This window comes from Micromonospora sp. WMMC250, assembly GCF_027460215.1.
Taxonomy (GTDB): Bacteria; Actinomycetota; Actinomycetes; order Mycobacteriales; family Micromonosporaceae; genus Micromonospora; species Micromonospora taraxaci.
The window spans coordinates 899,980-916,028 of the sequence record NZ_JAPZBJ010000002.1 but is presented as its reverse complement, the minus strand read 5'-3'; the positions used below and the strand labels follow the sequence as shown (position 1 = coordinate 916,028).

17 protein-coding genes and 1 pseudogene are annotated in these 16,049 nt (G+C 72.7%); 12 read left to right on the top strand and 6 right to left on the bottom strand.

Translation table 11 applies throughout. The features are described from left to right. Positions 1–104 precede the first annotated feature (104 nt). On the top strand, positions 105–341 hold the full coding sequence (locus tag O3438_RS03590; protein ID WP_088989852.1) for a preprotein translocase YidC: 237 nt from the start codon (positions 105–107) through the stop codon (positions 339–341). 3 nt (positions 342–344) lie between these two features. Here the strand turns inward: O3438_RS03590 and rnhA are convergent, their stop codons facing one another. Together rnhA and O3438_RS03580 are read right to left on the bottom strand one after the other, a co-directional pair. Next, a complete protein-coding gene (rnhA, locus tag O3438_RS03585; RefSeq protein WP_145782626.1) occupies positions 345–818 on the bottom strand; it encodes a ribonuclease HI in 474 nt (157 codons plus the stop codon). Positions 819–1,028: 210 nt separating this feature from the next. Next, the gene (locus O3438_RS03580) at positions 1,029–2,267 is read right to left on the bottom strand and encodes a lycopene cyclase family protein (protein ID WP_269678564.1); all 1,239 of its coding nucleotides are present in this window, start codon (positions 2,265–2,267) and stop codon (positions 1,029–1,031) included. Positions 2,268–2,403: 136 nt separating this feature from the next. Here O3438_RS03580 and O3438_RS03575 point away from each other — a divergent pair, with 136 nt between their 5' ends. The 4 genes from O3438_RS03575 (at position 2,404) to O3438_RS03560 (ending at position 5,842) form a co-directional block, all read left to right on the top strand. After that, on the top strand, positions 2,404–3,231 hold the full coding sequence (locus O3438_RS03575) for an ArsR/SmtB family transcription factor (protein WP_269678563.1): 828 nt from the start codon (positions 2,404–2,406) through the stop codon (positions 3,229–3,231). Between the two features lie 231 nt (positions 3,232–3,462). Then, on the top strand, positions 3,463–3,948 hold the full coding sequence (locus O3438_RS03570; RefSeq protein WP_145782633.1) for a hypothetical protein: 486 nt from the start codon (positions 3,463–3,465) through the stop codon (positions 3,946–3,948). An 86-nt stretch (positions 3,949–4,034) separates the two neighbouring features. Next, positions 4,035–4,646: a class F sortase gene (locus O3438_RS03565; protein ID WP_269678562.1), complete on the top strand. Its 612-nt coding sequence runs from the start codon at positions 4,035–4,037 to the stop codon at positions 4,644–4,646. 95 nt (positions 4,647–4,741) lie between these two features. After that, complete coding sequence (locus O3438_RS03560; protein ID WP_269678561.1) at positions 4,742–5,842, top strand: magnesium and cobalt transport protein CorA; 1,101 nt, start codon at positions 4,742–4,744, stop codon at positions 5,840–5,842. A gap of 10 nt (positions 5,843–5,852) precedes the next feature. On the opposite strand, the gene O3438_RS03555 is transcribed toward O3438_RS03560, so the two are convergent. Continuing rightward, a complete protein-coding gene (locus tag O3438_RS03555) occupies positions 5,853–6,563 on the bottom strand; it encodes an MBL fold metallo-hydrolase (protein ID WP_269678560.1) in 711 nt (236 codons plus the stop codon). Between the two features lie 76 nt (positions 6,564–6,639). On the opposite strand from O3438_RS03555, the gene O3438_RS03550 reads away from it, so the two are divergent. From O3438_RS03550 to O3438_RS03540, 3 genes are all read left to right on the top strand, one after another. Continuing rightward, positions 6,640–7,053 (top strand): YchJ family protein, encoded by a 414-nt coding sequence (locus O3438_RS03550; protein WP_269683554.1) that lies wholly within the window; start codon positions 6,640–6,642, stop codon positions 7,051–7,053. Positions 7,054–7,241: 188 nt separating this feature from the next. Then, positions 7,242–7,967, top strand: a complete 726-nt coding sequence (locus O3438_RS03545) for a hypothetical protein (protein ID WP_269678559.1) — start codon at positions 7,242–7,244, stop codon at positions 7,965–7,967. After that, complete coding sequence (locus O3438_RS03540) at positions 7,964–8,350, top strand: VOC family protein (protein WP_269678558.1); 387 nt, start codon at positions 7,964–7,966, stop codon at positions 8,348–8,350. The genes O3438_RS03545 and O3438_RS03540 overlap by 4 nt, the downstream gene beginning before the upstream one ends. Here the strand turns inward: O3438_RS03540 and O3438_RS03535 are convergent. Next, positions 8,255–9,586, bottom strand: coding sequence for an MFS transporter (locus O3438_RS03535; RefSeq protein ID WP_269678557.1), 1,332 nt, complete (start codon positions 9,584–9,586; stop codon positions 8,255–8,257). The two genes, O3438_RS03540 and O3438_RS03535, sit on opposite strands and share 96 nt — an antisense overlap. A 526-nt stretch (positions 9,587–10,112) precedes the next feature. Then, positions 10,113–10,835 (bottom strand): annotated as a pseudogene (locus tag O3438_RS03530) (mechanosensitive ion channel family protein); the annotation flags it as partial. 186 nt (positions 10,836–11,021) lie between these two features. Here O3438_RS03530 and O3438_RS03525 point away from each other — a divergent pair. From O3438_RS03525 to O3438_RS03510, 4 genes are all read left to right on the top strand, one after another. Continuing rightward, positions 11,022–12,152, top strand: a complete 1,131-nt coding sequence (locus tag O3438_RS03525) for a peptidoglycan recognition protein family protein (protein WP_269678555.1) — start codon at positions 11,022–11,024, stop codon at positions 12,150–12,152. A 109-nt stretch (positions 12,153–12,261) separates the two neighbouring features. Further along, entirely contained in the window at positions 12,262–13,836 is a 1,575-nt protein-coding gene (locus O3438_RS03520) for an FMN-binding glutamate synthase family protein (RefSeq protein WP_269678554.1), read from the top strand. Between the two features lie 193 nt (positions 13,837–14,029). Beyond that, positions 14,030–14,551 (top strand): GNAT family N-acetyltransferase, encoded by a 522-nt coding sequence (locus O3438_RS03515; protein ID WP_269678553.1) that lies wholly within the window; start codon positions 14,030–14,032, stop codon positions 14,549–14,551. Beyond that, positions 14,548–15,141: a GNAT family N-acetyltransferase gene (locus O3438_RS03510; RefSeq protein WP_269678552.1), complete on the top strand. Its 594-nt coding sequence runs from the start codon at positions 14,548–14,550 to the stop codon at positions 15,139–15,141. Before O3438_RS03515 ends, O3438_RS03510 begins: the two co-directional genes overlap by 4 nt. On the opposite strand, the gene O3438_RS03505 is transcribed toward O3438_RS03510, so the two are convergent. After that, on the bottom strand, positions 15,036–16,010 hold the full coding sequence (locus O3438_RS03505) for a helix-turn-helix transcriptional regulator (protein ID WP_269678551.1): 975 nt from the start codon (positions 16,008–16,010) through the stop codon (positions 15,036–15,038). The genes O3438_RS03510 and O3438_RS03505 overlap by 106 nt on opposite strands. Positions 16,011–16,049 lie beyond the last annotated feature (39 nt).

Genomic DNA, 16,049 nt, shown 5'->3' with positions numbered 1-16,049 from the left:
CGCCCGGCCCCCGCGTGACGACGCCCCCACACCCCAAGGTTTCGGCCGGGACGACGCCGGGTAGCCAGCGCCGACGCTGACCGGTATCGACGGGGGGGCACGGCGTGGGTTTCCGAAAGCGCGACGGTGAGCTGCCGGGCGACCCGCAGCACAGCGAGGACGAGGCCGGCCAGGTGCCGCTGGTGCAGGTCGAGGCGGACACCGAGGTGCCGGCGCCGGCCGACACCGACGTGCGCCCGGACATCGTGACCGAGGACAACAGCTCGGGCATGACCGGTGGCTCGTCCGGCAGCAGCGGTGGCGGGTCCAGCATGCCCGGGCACCCGGACGCGACCCGCTGACAGTCAGCGGCTGGCGAGCGCGGCCCGCGCCTCGGTCATGCCCTTGTTGGCCAGCCCGTCGGCCCGCTCGTTCTCCGGGTGACCGTTGTGCCCCTTCACCCACAGCCAGGTGACCTGGTGTCGCTCGCAGGCCGCCTCCAGCCGCTGCCACAGGTCGGCGTTCTTGACCGGCTGCTTGGCGGCGGTCTGCCAACCGTTGCGCTTCCACGACGCCAGCCAACTGGTGATGCCGTTGCGCACGTAGGTGCTGTCGGTGTGCAGCTCCACGGTGACCGGCCGGTTCAGGCTCTCCAACGCCTGGATGGCCGCCATCAGCTCCATCCGGTTGTTGGTGGTCGGCGTGGCCTCGCCGCCGCACAACTCCCGCTCGTGGTCGCCGTAGCGCAGCAGGGCGCCCCAACCGCCCGGCCCGGGGTTGCCACTGCACGCCCCGTCGGTCCAGATCTGCACGCCCCTGCCGGCCGCCGCGTCCACCATGCCCGGCAACCTACCGCGCGGTGACGTCGTCCTCGCTGTCCGGGGGCCTGGGCGCGCCGGGACGTCCTGCCCCACCTCCAGGGCTGGACGTCCTGCCCCACCTCCAGGGCTGGACGTCCTGCCCCACCTGCGGGGCTGGACGTCCTGCCCCACCTGCGGGGCAGCTCGACAGGCCCCGGCACAGGCGACGCCGATGGGCCCGGCGAAGACCTATCCGCCGCTGGGCTCCGCGCCGACCACGGCGGGCGGGACGGCCGGCGCGGGTCGGGTGGGCCGCAGCCGATCGCGGACGCGGTGCGCCGCGTCGCCGGCGGTGGCGGCGATCATCGGGAGCAGCCGGGTGGAGTTCATGATGGCGACCTCCTCGGCCGGGGTGGTCACCCCGTCGAGGAAGCGCAGCACCCGCTCGGCGGGGTTGCGGTCGAAGAGCCGGTCGAAGAAGTCCGGGCCACCGACCCCGCCCCGGTCGAGCGCCCGCAACGCCACCGCGTCCATCCAGCGGTGTCGGCGGGGGTACGCGGCCTGGGGCACCGGCGGTCGCCCCGCCGCGAGGGCGCGCGCCACCTGGTCGGCCTGGCGGTACATGGCGGAAAAGGTGAAGCCGGTGGAGGGGCGGGTCGCGCCGCCGGCCGTACCGAGTCGGACCACCCGGGGCGAGGGCCGGGCCGGAAACGGCGCGTCGGTCATCGGGATCACGCCGTTCTCCACCTCGCGTATCCGCAGTCCGGCAGGGTCCAGCCCGAGCAGGTCCCGGTAGCCGACCAGCGCCGCGTCGTACCCGGCGTCGGTGAGCAGGTCGGGTGAGAACTCGGTGTACTCGACCAGGGCGAAGCGGTCGCTCACCGGCAGCACGTAACCGAAGGAGACGCCCCGGGGCGGCTGCGGGGTGCGGAAGTCCATCAGCACCGCCCGCGCCGGGTCGAAGACGGGACGGTCGGCCTCCAGCCACCAGCCGCGGAAGTGCTGCAACCAGGTGGTCCGCCCGGCGCGCGCCGGTGGGCGGGGCCGCGAGTCGAGCACCCATCCGGCCCGCACGGTCTGCCCGTCGCCGGTGCGCACCCGCACCCGCGTGCCGTCGTCGGTCACCGTGTCGGCGGGCGCGACGATCCGGGTGGCGTCGAGCCGGCGCTCGGCCGCGGCAGCCCGGTCGTAGACCGGGCCGGAGCGGAGCATGGCGTACCGCAGCGGGGTCAGGTCCAGGACGCGGCGTCGCGCCGCGGTCGCCACCTCGACCTGTTGCCAGCTCGCGCTGAGCAGCGGGTCGAGGTCGGTGCCCGGGTGGCCCCAGAACGCCCAGGTGCGGTCCTGACCACGCCGGCGGACCGGATCGACGACGGCGATGCGCAGGTCGTGGACGCCGTGCCGGTCCAGCGCGGCGAGCAGCAAGGACGCCGCGCCGCCGCCGCCGAGCAGCGCGAGGTCGACGTCCAACGGCGCGGATTCGGTCACCCGCCCCACGCTGCCACATCGGTGCGCGGCCGTTCACGCCGCTCCGGCCGGCGGCGCGGTGCGACGCTTGACGAGCAACCATTCGGTTGCCTATCTTGATTGGCAACCAGACGGTTGCCTGTTAGGGGGAGGGTCGGTGGACGAGGCGTTCCGGGCACTGGCCGACCCCAGCCGACGTCAGCTTCTCGACCGGCTCAACGCGCGCAACGGCCAGACCCTGCGGGAGCTCTGCGACGGGCTGGCGACGACCCGGCAGGCCGTCAGCAAACACCTCTCGGTGCTGGAGGCGGCCAACCTCGTCACGAGCGTGCGGCGGGGTCGGGAGAAGGTGCACTACCTCAACGCCGCCCCGATCAACGCCATCGCCGACCGGTGGCTCAGCCGCTACGACCGTGAGCGCGCCTCCGCCCTCGCCGACCTGACCACCGCATTGGAGCGACAAACCGTGGATAGCCCGACCTTCGCCTACACGACGTATGTCACCACCACTCCACAGCGACTGTGGGCCGCCCTCGTCGAACCGGCGTTCACCCGTCGCTACTGGGGTGGGATCGCCCTCGTGTCGGACTGGCAGGTCGGATCACCCGTGCTGTGGCAGGACGCGCCCGACGACGAGCCCCGCGATCTCGGCCAGCGGGTGCTGGCCGCGGAGCCGTACCGCCGCCTCTCCTACAGCTGGCACGGCTTCCAACCCGAGCACGCCGAGCACTTCGGGTGGTCCGCCGAGCAGCTGGCCGCCCGACTCGGCGAGCGTCGGTCGACGGTGACGTTCGAGATCGAGCCGCACGGCCCGGCGGCCGTCCGGCTGACCGTGATCCACGACGACTTCTCCCCCGACAGCGAGATGCACCGGGCGATCAGCGGCCAACTCGACGGCAGTGGAGGCTGGCCGGAGCTGCTGGCCAGCCTCAAGACGCTCCTCGAAACCGGCGAGCCGATGCCCGAGCCGACCCCGGCCGGCTGACCGGACGCCCAGCCGGCGTATTTCTGTAGATACCTCGCCATCGACCCAGCCACGACAGCCCGCAGCTCTCCCCGCCTTCGGGTGGACACGTGACGGCAACGAGGAATTCTCATTTTCACCTGATCGTGGGCCCAACCCACCTAGTGTTGGGCACACCGGTGCTAGTCACGGAGTTGGCCACCCGAACGACGTCCCACGCAGTCAGCGGACGAAAAGTGAGGGAAGACGCGTATGAAGGTCTCAACAGCACTCTGCTCGGCGGCGCTCGGCGTGGGCCTCGGCACACTCCTGCTGCCAGGCGCCGCACTGGCCGACACCACGGTGTCACCGGCCACCACCCCGGTCGGAGGGACCGTCGTGCTCACCGCGACGACCTGCAACCCGAAGTCGGGTGACGCCCTGTTCCGGGTCACCGGCCCCAACCGCGACCAGAACGTCAGGTCCACGACGGCCGCCGCCGGCGGTGGGCTGAGCGCCGAACTCTTCACCGCCGGGTTCACCCTGGGCACGTACACGGTGGCCGCGACCTGCGGCGACGGCAGTTCGGCAGGCAGCGCGACGTTCACCGTCACCCCGATCGGCGGCGCTCCCGCCGGCTCCGGCGGCGACAGCCGCGACAACGGCGCTCTGGCCGCCGGAGGCACGCTGCTCGGCACCGCCCTGGCCGGCGCGGTGATCCTGGTCCGCCGGCGTCGCCCGGTGTCCACCGTCGCCTGATCGGCGGCTGTTCCATCCCTGAGGACGGGTGCCCGCGCCGGCGACACCGGCGCGGGCACCCCGACGATCCCAACGGAGGTGCCCACGTGTGGTGGCGGCGGACCCTACCGGCGGCGGTCGCCCTGCTCGCCGTGAGCGGGCTGGGGCTGATCACGGTCGGCCTCACCGCCGACCCGGCGACACCACCACACCCGCCCGCCGACGCGCCACGACGCACCGAGCCGGCACCGGACCTGGTGCCACTCCCGCGCGCCGCGCCGGTCCTGGTGCAGATCAGCGCCATCGGCGTACGCGCGGAGGTCGTCCCCGTCGGGGCCGACGCGGCCGGGGTGCTGGAGGTGCCGCCACTGGACCGGCCCACCCTCGCCGGCTGGTACCGGCACGGGGTGAGCCCCGGTGAGACGGGCAACGCCGTCCTGGTCGGACACGTCGACTCACCGGCCGGCCCGGCGGTCTTCTTCGACCTCGGGCGGCTGCGCGCCGGGGAGCAGATCCAGGTCACCCGCGCCGACACGCAGGTCGCCACGTTCACAGTGGACGACGTGCGGGCGTACCCCAAGGAGCACTTCCCGACCACGCTCGTCTACGGCCCGGCGGACGCCGCCGCGCTGCGCCTGATCACCTGCGGCGGTCGGTTCGACGCCGCGACCGGCAACTACGTCGACAACGTCGTCGTCTTCGCCACCCGCACCTCCTGAGCCGCGCCCCGCTGTCGTACGCCGGACCGTGCTCGGCACAATGCGGTGGCACCATCCCTGATCGAGGCGGTGCGCCGGCGACGGGGGGACACACGGTGGATCAGCGAACGACACGGGACCGGGCCGGTCGAGGCGTACGCGCCCTGGCCCGTCGACTGCTCGGCCGGGTCGAGAGCGACGTCCCGAGCCCTCGCCGGTCCAACCCGGACGCGGTGGTCGACTGCGCCGTCTACGTCAACGGTCGACGCCAGCCCGGCCGACCGCACTACGCCGACGCGTACGCCCGCGTCCAGCACAGCCGTGACTCCTTCGTCTGGTTGGGGTTGCACGAACCGGGTGTGGCAGTCCTCGCCGCGGTCGGCCGCACCTTCGGCCTGGACGAGCTGACCGTCGAACAGGCCCTCGCCGACGGGCACCGACCCACTGTGCAGCGCCACGGGCCGGTCACGCTGCTGGTGCTGCGCACCGCCGGGTACGTGGAACACGACGAGCTGACCGACACCTCCGAGGTGATCGACACCGGAGACGTGATGGTGCTGCTCGGGGACCGGTTCGCCATCACCGTGCGGCACGGCGCCGCCGGGGCGCTCCGCAGCGTCCGCGCCGGCATCGAGAGTCGCCCCGCCCTGCTGGCCGCCGGCCCGTGGGCGGTGGCGTACGCGGTCTGCGCCCGAATGGTCGACTCCTACCTGGAGGTGGCCGGGCATGTCGAGCGGGACCTGGAACGGGTCGAGGAGGCGGTGTTCGCCCGCGACCGTAGCGCCGACATCCAGCACATCTACCAGCTCAAACGGGAGGTGGTCGAGTTCAAGCGGGCGGTCCTGCCGTTGCAGGCGCCCCTGCGTACGCTGCTCGACCCCGACGGCGCGCCCCGCGCCCTGCACCGCTGGTTCGTCGACGTGGACGGTCGGTTGGGCCGGGCGGTGGATCGGGTTGCCGCCTACGACGACCTGCTCACCTCGATCGTGCAGTCACGGCTGGCGCAGCTCGCCGTGGAGCAGAACAACGACATGCGCAAGATCGCGGCGTGGGCGGCCATCGCGGCCACCCAGACCGGCATCGCCGGCATCTACGGCATGAACTTCGACCACATGCCCGAGTTGGCCTGGCGCTACGGGTACGCCGGCGCCCTCGCTCTGATGGCGGCCGCCGCCCTGGCCCTGTACCGCCTGTTCCGTCGCTCCGGCTGGCTGTGAGGCCGCTCGTTCAGCGGTGCGTCGAGAGGAAGGCGCGGATCTTCTCTCGGGGGTTGTCGGTCAACTCCGGGCCGTGGGTGAAGGCGGCGAGGTCGTACTCCAACTCGCCGAACACGTGGGCGGTCTGCTGGGTCATCTGGAAGTTGCTGCACAGCACCTTCGGCGAGTAGCGGACGCCGAGAATGTTGAACAGCGCGTCCCCGGTGACCAGCAGTCGGGTCGGTTCGTGCAGCAACGACACGTGACCCGGCGAGTGCCCGGGGGTGTGCACCACCCGCAGGCCACCGCCGACGTCGAGCACGTCGCCGTCGGCCAGTGGCTGCGCCACCCGCACCGCCGGAAACCGGCCGCTGTTGAGCCGGGCGAAGAGCCGACCGCCGGTCACCGTCGGGTCGCTGACCGGCGCGCGGCCCTCCTCGGCGTACGGAACGTCGCCGACGTGCGCCGCCACCGGGGCACCCGTACGCCGCGACATCTCCGCCGCGCCACCCGCGTGGTCGGGGTGTGCGTGGGTGAGCACGATCCGAGTGACGTCGGCGGGCACCTTGCCGATCGCCGCCAGCCCGCGCACGATCCGGGCCGGCGCCTTGGCCAACCCGCAGTCGACGAGCGTGACGCTGCCGTCGTCGTCGACGAACGCGTACGAGTTGACGGCTGAGCTGCCCACGGTGGGGATGCGCCAGACGTTCGGGGCGAGCGGCACGGCGGGCGATCGCGTCATGCCGCGAGTCTAGGGACGGTCGTCAACCGGCCCGGGTCACCGTCGGGCGGTGCGGACGGTACGGCAGGATGTCGAGGTGGGTAAGGCACGCCGGCGGGCGAACACGACGACGGGACGGGCCTGCCCGTGCGGCTCCGGGCAGGCGTACGCGGACTGCTGCGCTCCGGCGCACGGCGGCGACAAGCCAGCGTCGACGGCCGAGGCGTTGATGCGCTCCCGGTTCAGCGCCTTCGCCCTCGGCGACACCGGTTACCTGCTGCGCAGCTGGCACTCGTCAACCCGGCCCGACTCCCTCGAGCTGGACCCGGGGCAGCGGTGGACCCGACTGGAGATCGTCGGCACCGAGCGGGGCGGCCTTCTCGACACCGCCGGCACCGTGACCTTCCACGCGCACTACCGCAACGCCGGGCAGCCCGGCACGATGACCGAGCACAGCCGGTTCGTGCGCGAGGACGGCCGCTGGGTCTACCTCGACGGTGACCAGCCCTGACGGCTGTTCGGGCGTAGGATGACGTCGGCGCAGTCCTGCGCCGCACCTCCCTCCCGGCGCTCACGCCGCCGGCAACGCGGAGGCAAAGGGGGCCTGGAGCCCTCGGGACGTGGTGCCACATGCCCCACTCCGGCGGGGTCGGCGGGAGCGTGAGTCCCGGTGACCGTGCCGTTGACCGGGAGCATGTGATGACCACCCAGCGATCGTTCAAGGCCCGCGTCCGGGCCCGGATGGAGAAGACCGGCGAGAGCTACACCAGCGCCCGCCGGCACCTGATCAATCGGGCCGCCGAGCCGGCCTCCACCGCCGCATCCCCTCCAGCACCTACCGAGCCGAACGCCACGGCTGCCGCCGCGCAGACCGAGCGGATCGCCGACGACCTGATCCGCGCCCGGACCGGCCGCGGCTGGGACGAGTGGTTCACCCTCCTCGACGCCGCGTCCGCCACCGAGTGGACGCACACCCGGATCGCCCGTCACCTGGTCACCGAACACGAGGTGCCGGGCTGGTGGGCACAGACCATCACCGTCGGGTACGAGCAGGCACGCGGGCTGCGCGCACCGGGTCAACGACGCGGCGGTGGCTTCGAGGCCGGCGCGAGCCGGACGGTGGCCGTGCCGGCGGTGCGACTGTTCGAGGCGTTCGCCGACGAGACCGCACGCGCCCGCTGGCTGCCCGACGTCGAGGTACGTGTCCGTACCGCCACCGCGCCGCGCAGTTTCCGGGCCGACTGGGCCGGCGGCCCCACCAGGATCGTCGTCGGCATCGACGCCGTCGGCGAGTCGAAGGCCCGGGTCAACGTCCTGCACGAGAAGCTGACCGGAGCCGGGCAGGCCGCAGAGCTGAAGGCCTACTGGCGGGACCGGCTCGCCGCGTTGAAGGTGTTGCTCGAGACGGACGGAGACCACCGATGAGCATGACCTTCATCAACCTGCCGGTGCGCGACCTGACCGCCGCCATCGAGTTCTACCGGGCTATCGGCTTCACCAGCGACCAGGCCGAGCCGGACGGCGACAGCACGGTGCTCACGATCTCCGACACCACCCGGTTGGTGCTGCACCTCCGTTCGGGCTTCGAGGCGTACACCGGGGTCGCCACGACGGACACGGCGACCAGCCGGGAGGTCATCGTCGGGCTGTCCGCGTCAAGCCGAGGGCAGGTCGACGAACTGGTCGACCGGGCGGCGGTCGCCGGCGGGGAGTCACTCGGGCCGGGGATGGCCAACGGGCCGATGTACATGCGCGGCTTCCGGGACCTCGACGGCCACCAGTGGTCGTTCCTCCACATGGCCGGCTGACCGTGCCGCCCGGCGGCGGGTCACCAGCACCAGCGCCACCACGAGGTACGCCCCGGCGGCCAGCGCGAACGCCACCGCGTTACCGGCCGCCGTGGCGAGGAGGCCGTAGCCGGCGTACGTCGCGATGATCAACACGTCGGTGGCCATCCCGGCCAGGGAGGTCACTGTCGCGCGGCTGGTGCCGGTGATCCGGGCCTGGAGCCGCGCGTCGGCCAGCACGGTGGCCAACTGCGCGGCGCCGAAGGCCACCGCGAGCAGCACGAACCCCGCTGGGTGCCGGAGCAGGGCACCTCCGGCCAGCGCGACGCCGACCAGCCCCAGCAGCGCGGCGTAGCCTCGGCTGCCCAGCCGCTCCCCCGCCGGGGCGAGCAGTCCGCCGACCGTCACCCCAACCCAGAGCAGCAGGAGCAGCAACGGCACGGCCTGCGCCCCGACCCCGGTCTCCAGGGCGAGCAGCGGGGTGTACTCGTCCAGGGCACCCCAGTCGGCGGCCACCACGGCCACCAGCAGCACTGCGGCCCGGACCGGCGGGCGGCTGCGGACCTGGGCCACCCCGGCCCGCAACGTCTCCCACCACCCCAGGTCGTCATCGTCGTCGTCCCGGTCGGCGGCATCGTCCGGCCCGGCAGCCTCGTTCGCGACGGGTGCTGGGCGGTGCTCCGGGAACCGGGCGGCGATCGCCGCCGCGAGCAGACAGGCGAGCACGCTGGCGGCACCCACCACCGGGTAGCCGCCGACGGCAAGCACCGGGCCGGCGAGCACCCCGGAGAGCACCACTCCCAGCACGCCGGCTGTCCGGGAGCGTCCGAGCACCCGGGCGTACCTGTCGACAGCGCCGAGCCGGTCCAGCTCGGTCCAGACCAGCGCCTCCAGCGCGCCGGAGACGAGCGCTCCTCCCGCTCCCCAGAGCAGGAACCCGAGAGCGAACGCCGGGTACGACGGCACCAGCACCCAGAGCGCGAACCCGGCGGCGCTCACCAGCGGGGCGAGGCACAACAGCAGTCGGCGGGACACCACGTCGGCCCACGCGCCGGACGGCACCTCGAACAGGATGCCGGCGGCCGACCAGATGACGAAGAGCGACGAGATCTGCCCGACGGACAGCCCGGTGTCGGCGAAGAACACCACGTACAGCGGGTAGAGCAGGACAAGGTCGCTGAGGAACGCGTACCCGTAGAGGGTGGCCGTCAGCCGGCGGACCGCTGGCTCGGGCACGCGCGAGGCGATGTGAATCATGGGGCCTTCCCGTGGGAGTGGAGACGGACACCGGATGTGCGGTGCCCGCGGTGGCCCACGGGATCGGCCTACGCGGCGGGATCAATGTCGCCAGGTCATGCCCGGATGCTAGCCGCGCCCCGTCCTGCTCGCCAGCGCTTTCGGCGTGCCGGACGACGTGCGGCGGGGTGGGATCCCGAAGGATCCCACCCCGCCGGTGACGTGCGTGTCAGCGCCGGTTCGGGTCGACCGGCGGAAGGACTGTCGTCGTCTCGCTGTCGTCGCTGGTACGCGGGCCGGGCACCGCGCCGCCGGCACTCACCACCTGGGTCGTGTCGGCGTCACCACCACTCACGACCTGGGTCGCGTCCGCGTCGGCCGGTCGGGTGACCACCTGGGTGGCCTCCGGGTCGGACGGTCGCGTCACCGTCTGCGTGGCCTCCGGGTCGGACGGTCGGGTCACCACCTGCGTGGCCTCCGCGTCGTTGCTGACGAAGGACGGCCGCGCCGGCGCGGCGTCCGGCGTGGCGGAGGCCGCCGCCGCGCGGGCCAGTTCGGCCTCGGCGTCGCGACGACCGGCCCGGTAGGCGCGGGCGTGCTCGGCGATCAGCTGCGACTCCTGCTCGGCACGGGTCAGCCACCCCTCCCACCGGCTCTGCATAGGACGGATGAGACCACCGCCGACCCCGACGACGAGGATGCCGCCGATCGTGGCCAGCACGGCGATCAGCACGGGAGTGGTGACCGCGGTGGCCACACCGATCTGGTTCAGCGCGGCGATGACGCCCAGGCCGAGGATGAACACCGAGGCGGTGGTGGCCAGCACCCGGCCGTACGACAGGCCGCCGAGCGCGCCGCTGATGATGTCCTTCACCGCGCTGGCGATGGCGGCGGACACCACGACGATGACGATCGCGACGAAGGCGCGGGGCAGCCACGCGATCACCGCGCCGAGCAGGTCGGAGATCGGGTTGGGCCCCCAGATGCCGAAGGCGAGCTGAAGGGTGAACAGCAGCAGGGCGTAGTAGACGAGCTTCGCGACGATGTCGCTGGCGTCGTACCGGGAGCGACTCAACGCGCGGCGGACGCCGCCGCGTTCGACGGCGCGGTCGAAGCCCACCCGCTCCAGGACCTTCTCCACGATCTTCAGCGCGGCCTTGGCGATCAGCCATCCGGCCACCAGGATCGCCAGGAAGGCGACGGCCTTGGGCAGGAAGAGCATCACCGAGCGCAGGGCGTCACCCACCGCGTCGCTGACGTTGTCACTCATGTGGTCATTCCTCTACGGGGCAGCCGGGACAGTCGGTCCCGACCTACCCCCACCCGCCCGTGGAGAAACGCCGGCCTGGTTGGACGGGGTCTAGCGCGCGGACGAGCCTTGGCAATATTCTCCGGAGTGCGTGCGGCCACTGGAGCTACTTTTCATCCCCCGCCGTCGGCCGCAGGAGGAGATGTCATGCACGTCGACCATTCCGAACTGGATCGCCGGACGCTGCTGCGGGCCGGTCTCGGCGCCGCCACTGTCGCCGTCGTCGGGAGCGAACTCGCCTTCCCCGCCTCGGCGCAGGCCGCCCCCGGCACCGACCTGGACTGGATCATCAGCTGCGACGAGTGGGCCGCGCGCCCCCCGAAGGACCCGCTGTCGGTCAGCGCCATCGCCACCAACAAGATCATCGTGCATCACATGGCGTTCCCGAACGTCACCGACTACTCCCGCGAGCAGGCGGTCAAGCTGGCCCACGACTGCCAGGACCTGCACATGGACGGCAACGGTTGGTCGGACACCGGCCAGCACTTCACGGTGAGCCGGGGCGGCCACGTGCTGGAGGGACGCCGGGGCAGCCTGGAGCGTCTGGAAGCCGGCGACCGGCAGATGATCTCCGCGCACTGCCCGGGCGAGAACGGCCGCGCCATCGGCATCGAGAACGAGGGCACCTACGTCACCGAGACACCGCCGAAGGCCCTGACCGACGCCCTGGTCAAGCTCTGCGTCGCGATCTGCCGACAGTACGGGCTGCACGCGTACGACATCTTCGGCCACTGGGACTTCCGCACCACCGAGTGCCCGGGCGCCGCCTTCTACCGGCAGTTCCCGGACCTGCGCCGGCGGGTACACGCCGCCCTCGGCACCAAGCTGGGCGACGTTCCGGCGCGCCGCTGGCCGGACCTGTGGCGCTTCGTGAACTCCCCCTCGGTCCGGGTCGTGCAGCACCTGCTCGCGCACCGGGGCTACGCGGTGGCGGTCAGCGGCACCTTCGACGCCGCGACAGTGGCGGCAGTGCAGGACTGGCAGGCGCGCAACGGCATCCCGGTGGACGTGGACGCCACCCTCACCCCGCCGACCTGGGAGACGCTGGCACCGGAGCTGGACCAGCACGCCACCGGCGCGCCCGTCACGGCCGTCCAGGAAATGCTCGCCACCAAGGGGTACGCGGTCACCGTCACCGGCGCGTACGACCACGCCACCCGGGCCGCCGTGCAGGACCTCCAGGCGCTGCACGGCCTGCCCCGCAACGGCAAGGTCAGCACGAGCACATGGTGCACGATCGTCGGCGGCTCGGTCCGCCAGTCGTACCGGCACCGTTGAGCCCGAGGCGGCGGTGCGGGTCCGACCCGCGCCGCCGCCGGCCCGGCCACCAGCGCCAACGCGCCGCCGGACGGTTTGAGCCGACGTGCGGACGGAGAAAGTGCCGGACATGACATGGGCCCGTCGAGCCGTACCCGCTGCTGCCGCCGCCGTCGCGGCCCTCGCCGCGCGGGATCTGATCCAGCGCGACCACGCGTTGCTGCGCAACTTCCCGGTGCTCGGACGCGCCCGCTACCTGTTGGAGGCGATCGGGCCGGAGCTTCGGCAGTACATCGTGGCCGGCAACAACGAGGAGCGGCCGTTCACCCGCGACCAGCGCCGCTGGGTGTACGCGTCGGCGAAGCAGCAGAACAACTACTTCGGCTTCGGCACCGACAACGACATCGAGTACACCCCCGGCTATCCGATCATCAAGCACCGCACGTTCGGCCGGGCCGTTCCGCCGTCCACACCGACCGCCGGGCACGACGTACGGCTACCCTGCGCGAAGGTGCTCGGCGCCGCCCGGGGCCGGGCCCACGCGTTCCGCCCGGAGTCGGTGGTCAACATCTCCGGGATGAGCTTCGGCTCGCTCTCCGGCAACGCCATCGCCGCGCTGAACAAGGGGGCGGCGCTCGCCGGCTGCTTCCAGAACACCGGCGAGGGCGGGCTGTCGCCGTACCACCGCAACGGCGGTGACCTGGTCTTCCAACTCGGCACGGCGTACTTCGGCTGCCGCGACGAGCAGGGCCGGTTCAGTCTCGACCGCCTCAGGGACCTGGTTGCCGGCGCACCGGTGAAGGCCTTGGAGATCAAGCTGAGCCAGGGCGCGAAGCCGAGCCTCGGCGGGCTGCTGCCCGGCGCCAAGGTCTCCGCCGAGATCGCCGCCACCCGCGGCATCCCGGCCGGGCGGGACTGCGTGAGCCCGTCCCGGCACGCCGAGTTCTCCGACTGCGACAGCCTCCTCGACTGGGTCGAGCTGTTGGCAGCCGAGACGGGCCTGCCGGTCGGTATCAAGTCGGCGGTCGGCGACCTTGGCTTCTGGGAGGAGTTGGCCACGCTGATGCGCGACACCGGCCGCGGCGTGGACTTCGTGACGATCGACGGCGGCGAGGGCGGCACCGGCGCCGCGCCACTGATCTTCACCGACTCGGTGTCACTCCCGTTCCAGCAGGGCTTCACCCGGGTGTACAAGATCTTCGCCGAGCACGACCTGCACGAACAGGTGGTCTTCGTCGGCGGCGGCAAGCTCGGCCTGCCGGACAACGCCATCGTCGCCTTCGCGCTCGGCTGCGACATGGTCAACGTCGGCCGGGAGGCGATGCTCTCCATCGGCTGCATCCAGGCGCAGAAGTGCCACACCGACACCTGTCCCACCGGCGTCGCCACCCAGAACGCGTGGCTGGCCCGGGGCCTGGACCCGGCGCTGAAGTCGGTGCGGGCGGCCAACTACCTGCGAACGTTGCGCCGCGACCTGACCAGGGTCGCCGAGGCCTGCGGCGTCGAACACCCCGGCCTGATCGACACGGACGCCGTGGAGATCCTGGACGGCCGCACCGGCTCCACCCCCCTGCACGAGGTGTACGGCTACCAGCGGCACTGGGGTCTGCCGTCGGCAGCCGACCAGGCGGAGATCGTGCGACTGATGACGCCGGAGGCACCGCAGGGCGGCAGCGCCCCACCCTCGGCCACCGCCGTGGGCTGAGCCGGGCGGGCGCCTGCCCTGAGCATCCCGGGGCCGTGTCCCTGACGAGCGTCATGCCTGCCGGACTGCGACCTTGCAGCCCACTGTCACCGCTGTCGGGTGCGGCATGGAAACCGCGGCGTCGGTGCGCGGCGTTCGGCACACGAGGGTAAACACGTGGAGACGTCGGCGGGACCACCCGTATCGTGGCGCGATGCTGATCAGACGCGAGACACCCGCCGACGTCGACGCCATCCGGGCGGTACACGCCGCCGCGTTCGCCAAAGACGACGGCGACGGCGTTCCGGTGGAGGCGACACTGGTCGACGCGCTTCGTGCCGACGACGGCTGGCTGCCCGCGTACTCCCTGGTGGCTGTTGATTCGGACGGCCAGGTGGTGGGTCACGTGGTGGCCACCCGCGGCCAGGTGGGTGGCGAGCCGGTGGGGTTGGGCCTCGGGCCGCTCGGCGTGCTGCCCGACTGGCAGCGGCGCGGCGTCGGGAGCGCGCTGATGCACGCGGTGCTCGGCGCGGCCGACGCGCGGGACGAGCCGCTCGTGGTGCTCCTCGGGCATCCCGACTACTACCCGCGCTTCGGGTTCGGGCCCGCCGTCGACCTGGGCGTCACCCCGCCGCAGCCCTGGGGGCCGCAGTACTTCATGGCCCGCCCGATGGCGGCGTGGCGCGACTCGATCCGGGGTGAGTTCCGCTACGCGCGCCCGTTCGACGACCTGTGACCACACCTGTGACCGCACCACGCATCCGCCGACGGCGTGCCGCCGACCTCGACGGGTGCGTGGCGGCGCTCGCCGAGGTCCACCGGGTCGACAGGTATCCCCTGAACTGGCCCGCCGACCCGCGCCGCTGGCTGGGTGAGCCGCGCCCGGACCACGCCTGGGTCGCCGTCGCCGACACGGTGATTGTCGGGCACGTCGCGGTGCAGCGGGTGGTGCCCGGACCGGCGGGCGCGCCAACGGCCCGGCCGACGGCCGAGGTGGCACGTCTGTTCGTAGCGCCGAGCGCCAGAGGGTCGGCGCTGGGGAGTGCGCTGCTGGACCGGGTTCGCCGGTGGGCGAACGCGCGTGGGACCGACCTGGTGCTGGAGGTGACGTCGGACAACGCGGCGGCGGCAGCGCTCTACGAGCGCACCGGATGGCGGTGCACCGGGAGCAGCACCGCACCGTGGACCGCACCCGACGGCGGCGCGGTGTCGCTGCGTCACTACACGCTGTCCTGCGCCGCAGGCCCGGCCATCACCGTGAGCCGACGGGCGAGCAGGGCCGCGGCCTCGCGCAACTCAGGAGGCTCCACCACCTCGACCTCGTAACTCAGACGGGCGAGGTGCGCGGCGAGCCAGTCCAGGCGCTCCCCGCCGACGACCAGCACGCACCATCCGTCGCGGTCTTCCTCGACCCGCCCCACCTGGGGCGGCACCACCTCCCGCACCTGGTCGACAGTCGCGCGCACACGTGCTCGGGCGAGATACCGGTAAGACGCCTCGGTCACGGCCCGCTGCACGAAGGCGACCGGGTCCGGGTGCTCGCGCGCCCGGAAACGCCAGGTCGTCGCGAACGCGGCAGCCATCCGGTCCAGGCGGAACGTCCGCCAGTCATCGCGGTCCACGTCCCAGGCCATCAGGTACCAGCGACGACCTGTCGTGACCATCCGGACCGGCTCGACCGTCCGCTCGTGCTGCCCACCGTTGCGTGCCTCGTAGGTGAATCGCACCCGCACCGCGTCGCGGCAGGCCCGGGCCAGCGTCACCAGCACCTCCGCGTCGATCTCGGCCACCGGACCCATGAGCGTCTCCGTGGAGCCGTGCACCGCCCGTACCTCGGCGCGCAACCGGGCCGGCATGACCTGGTCGAGCTTCGTGAGGGCCCGCAGGGCCGCCTCGCCCGCGCCGGCGATCGTGCCGCCCGAAGCGAGGCGCAGCGAGACCGCCGTCGCGATCGCCTCCTCGTCGTCGAGGAGCAGGGGCGGCAGGCGGGTGCCCGCACCGAGCTGGTAGCCACCACCGACCCCCGGCGCCGCGTGCACGGGATAGCCGAGCGCACGCAGTCGCTGCACGTCACGGCGCACGCAACGGTCGGTGACACCGAGGTCGGCGGCGAGGTCCGCGGCCGTCCACGATGGCCGCCGCTGAAGCAGCGCCAGCAACCGCAACACCCGCTCGGTCGTCGCCTCGACGGTCACACGCCGATCGTTACACAGAATGCGGAACACTTCTGTCCG

Coding starts and splice junctions, on each gene's coding strand:
- rnhA (WP_145782626.1), bottom strand. CDS start 818: ATGGTGGACGCGGCGGCCGGCAGGGGCGTGCAGATCTGGACCGACGGG.
- O3438_RS03570 (WP_145782633.1), top strand. CDS start 3,463: ATGAAGGTCTCAACAGCACTCTGCTCGGCGGCGCTCGGCGTGGGCCTC.
- O3438_RS03555 (WP_269678560.1), bottom strand. CDS start 6,563: ATGACGCGATCGCCCGCCGTGCCGCTCGCCCCGAACGTCTGGCGCATC.
- O3438_RS03545 (WP_269678559.1), top strand. CDS start 7,242: ATGACCACCCAGCGATCGTTCAAGGCCCGCGTCCGGGCCCGGATGGAG.
- O3438_RS03540 (WP_269678558.1), top strand. CDS start 7,964: ATGAGCATGACCTTCATCAACCTGCCGGTGCGCGACCTGACCGCCGCC.
- O3438_RS03535 (WP_269678557.1), bottom strand. CDS start 9,586: ATGATTCACATCGCCTCGCGCGTGCCCGAGCCAGCGGTCCGCCGGCTG.
- O3438_RS03525 (WP_269678555.1), top strand. CDS start 11,022: ATGCACGTCGACCATTCCGAACTGGATCGCCGGACGCTGCTGCGGGCC.
- O3438_RS03520 (WP_269678554.1), top strand. CDS start 12,262: ATGACATGGGCCCGTCGAGCCGTACCCGCTGCTGCCGCCGCCGTCGCG.
- O3438_RS03515 (WP_269678553.1), top strand. CDS start 14,030: ATGCTGATCAGACGCGAGACACCCGCCGACGTCGACGCCATCCGGGCG.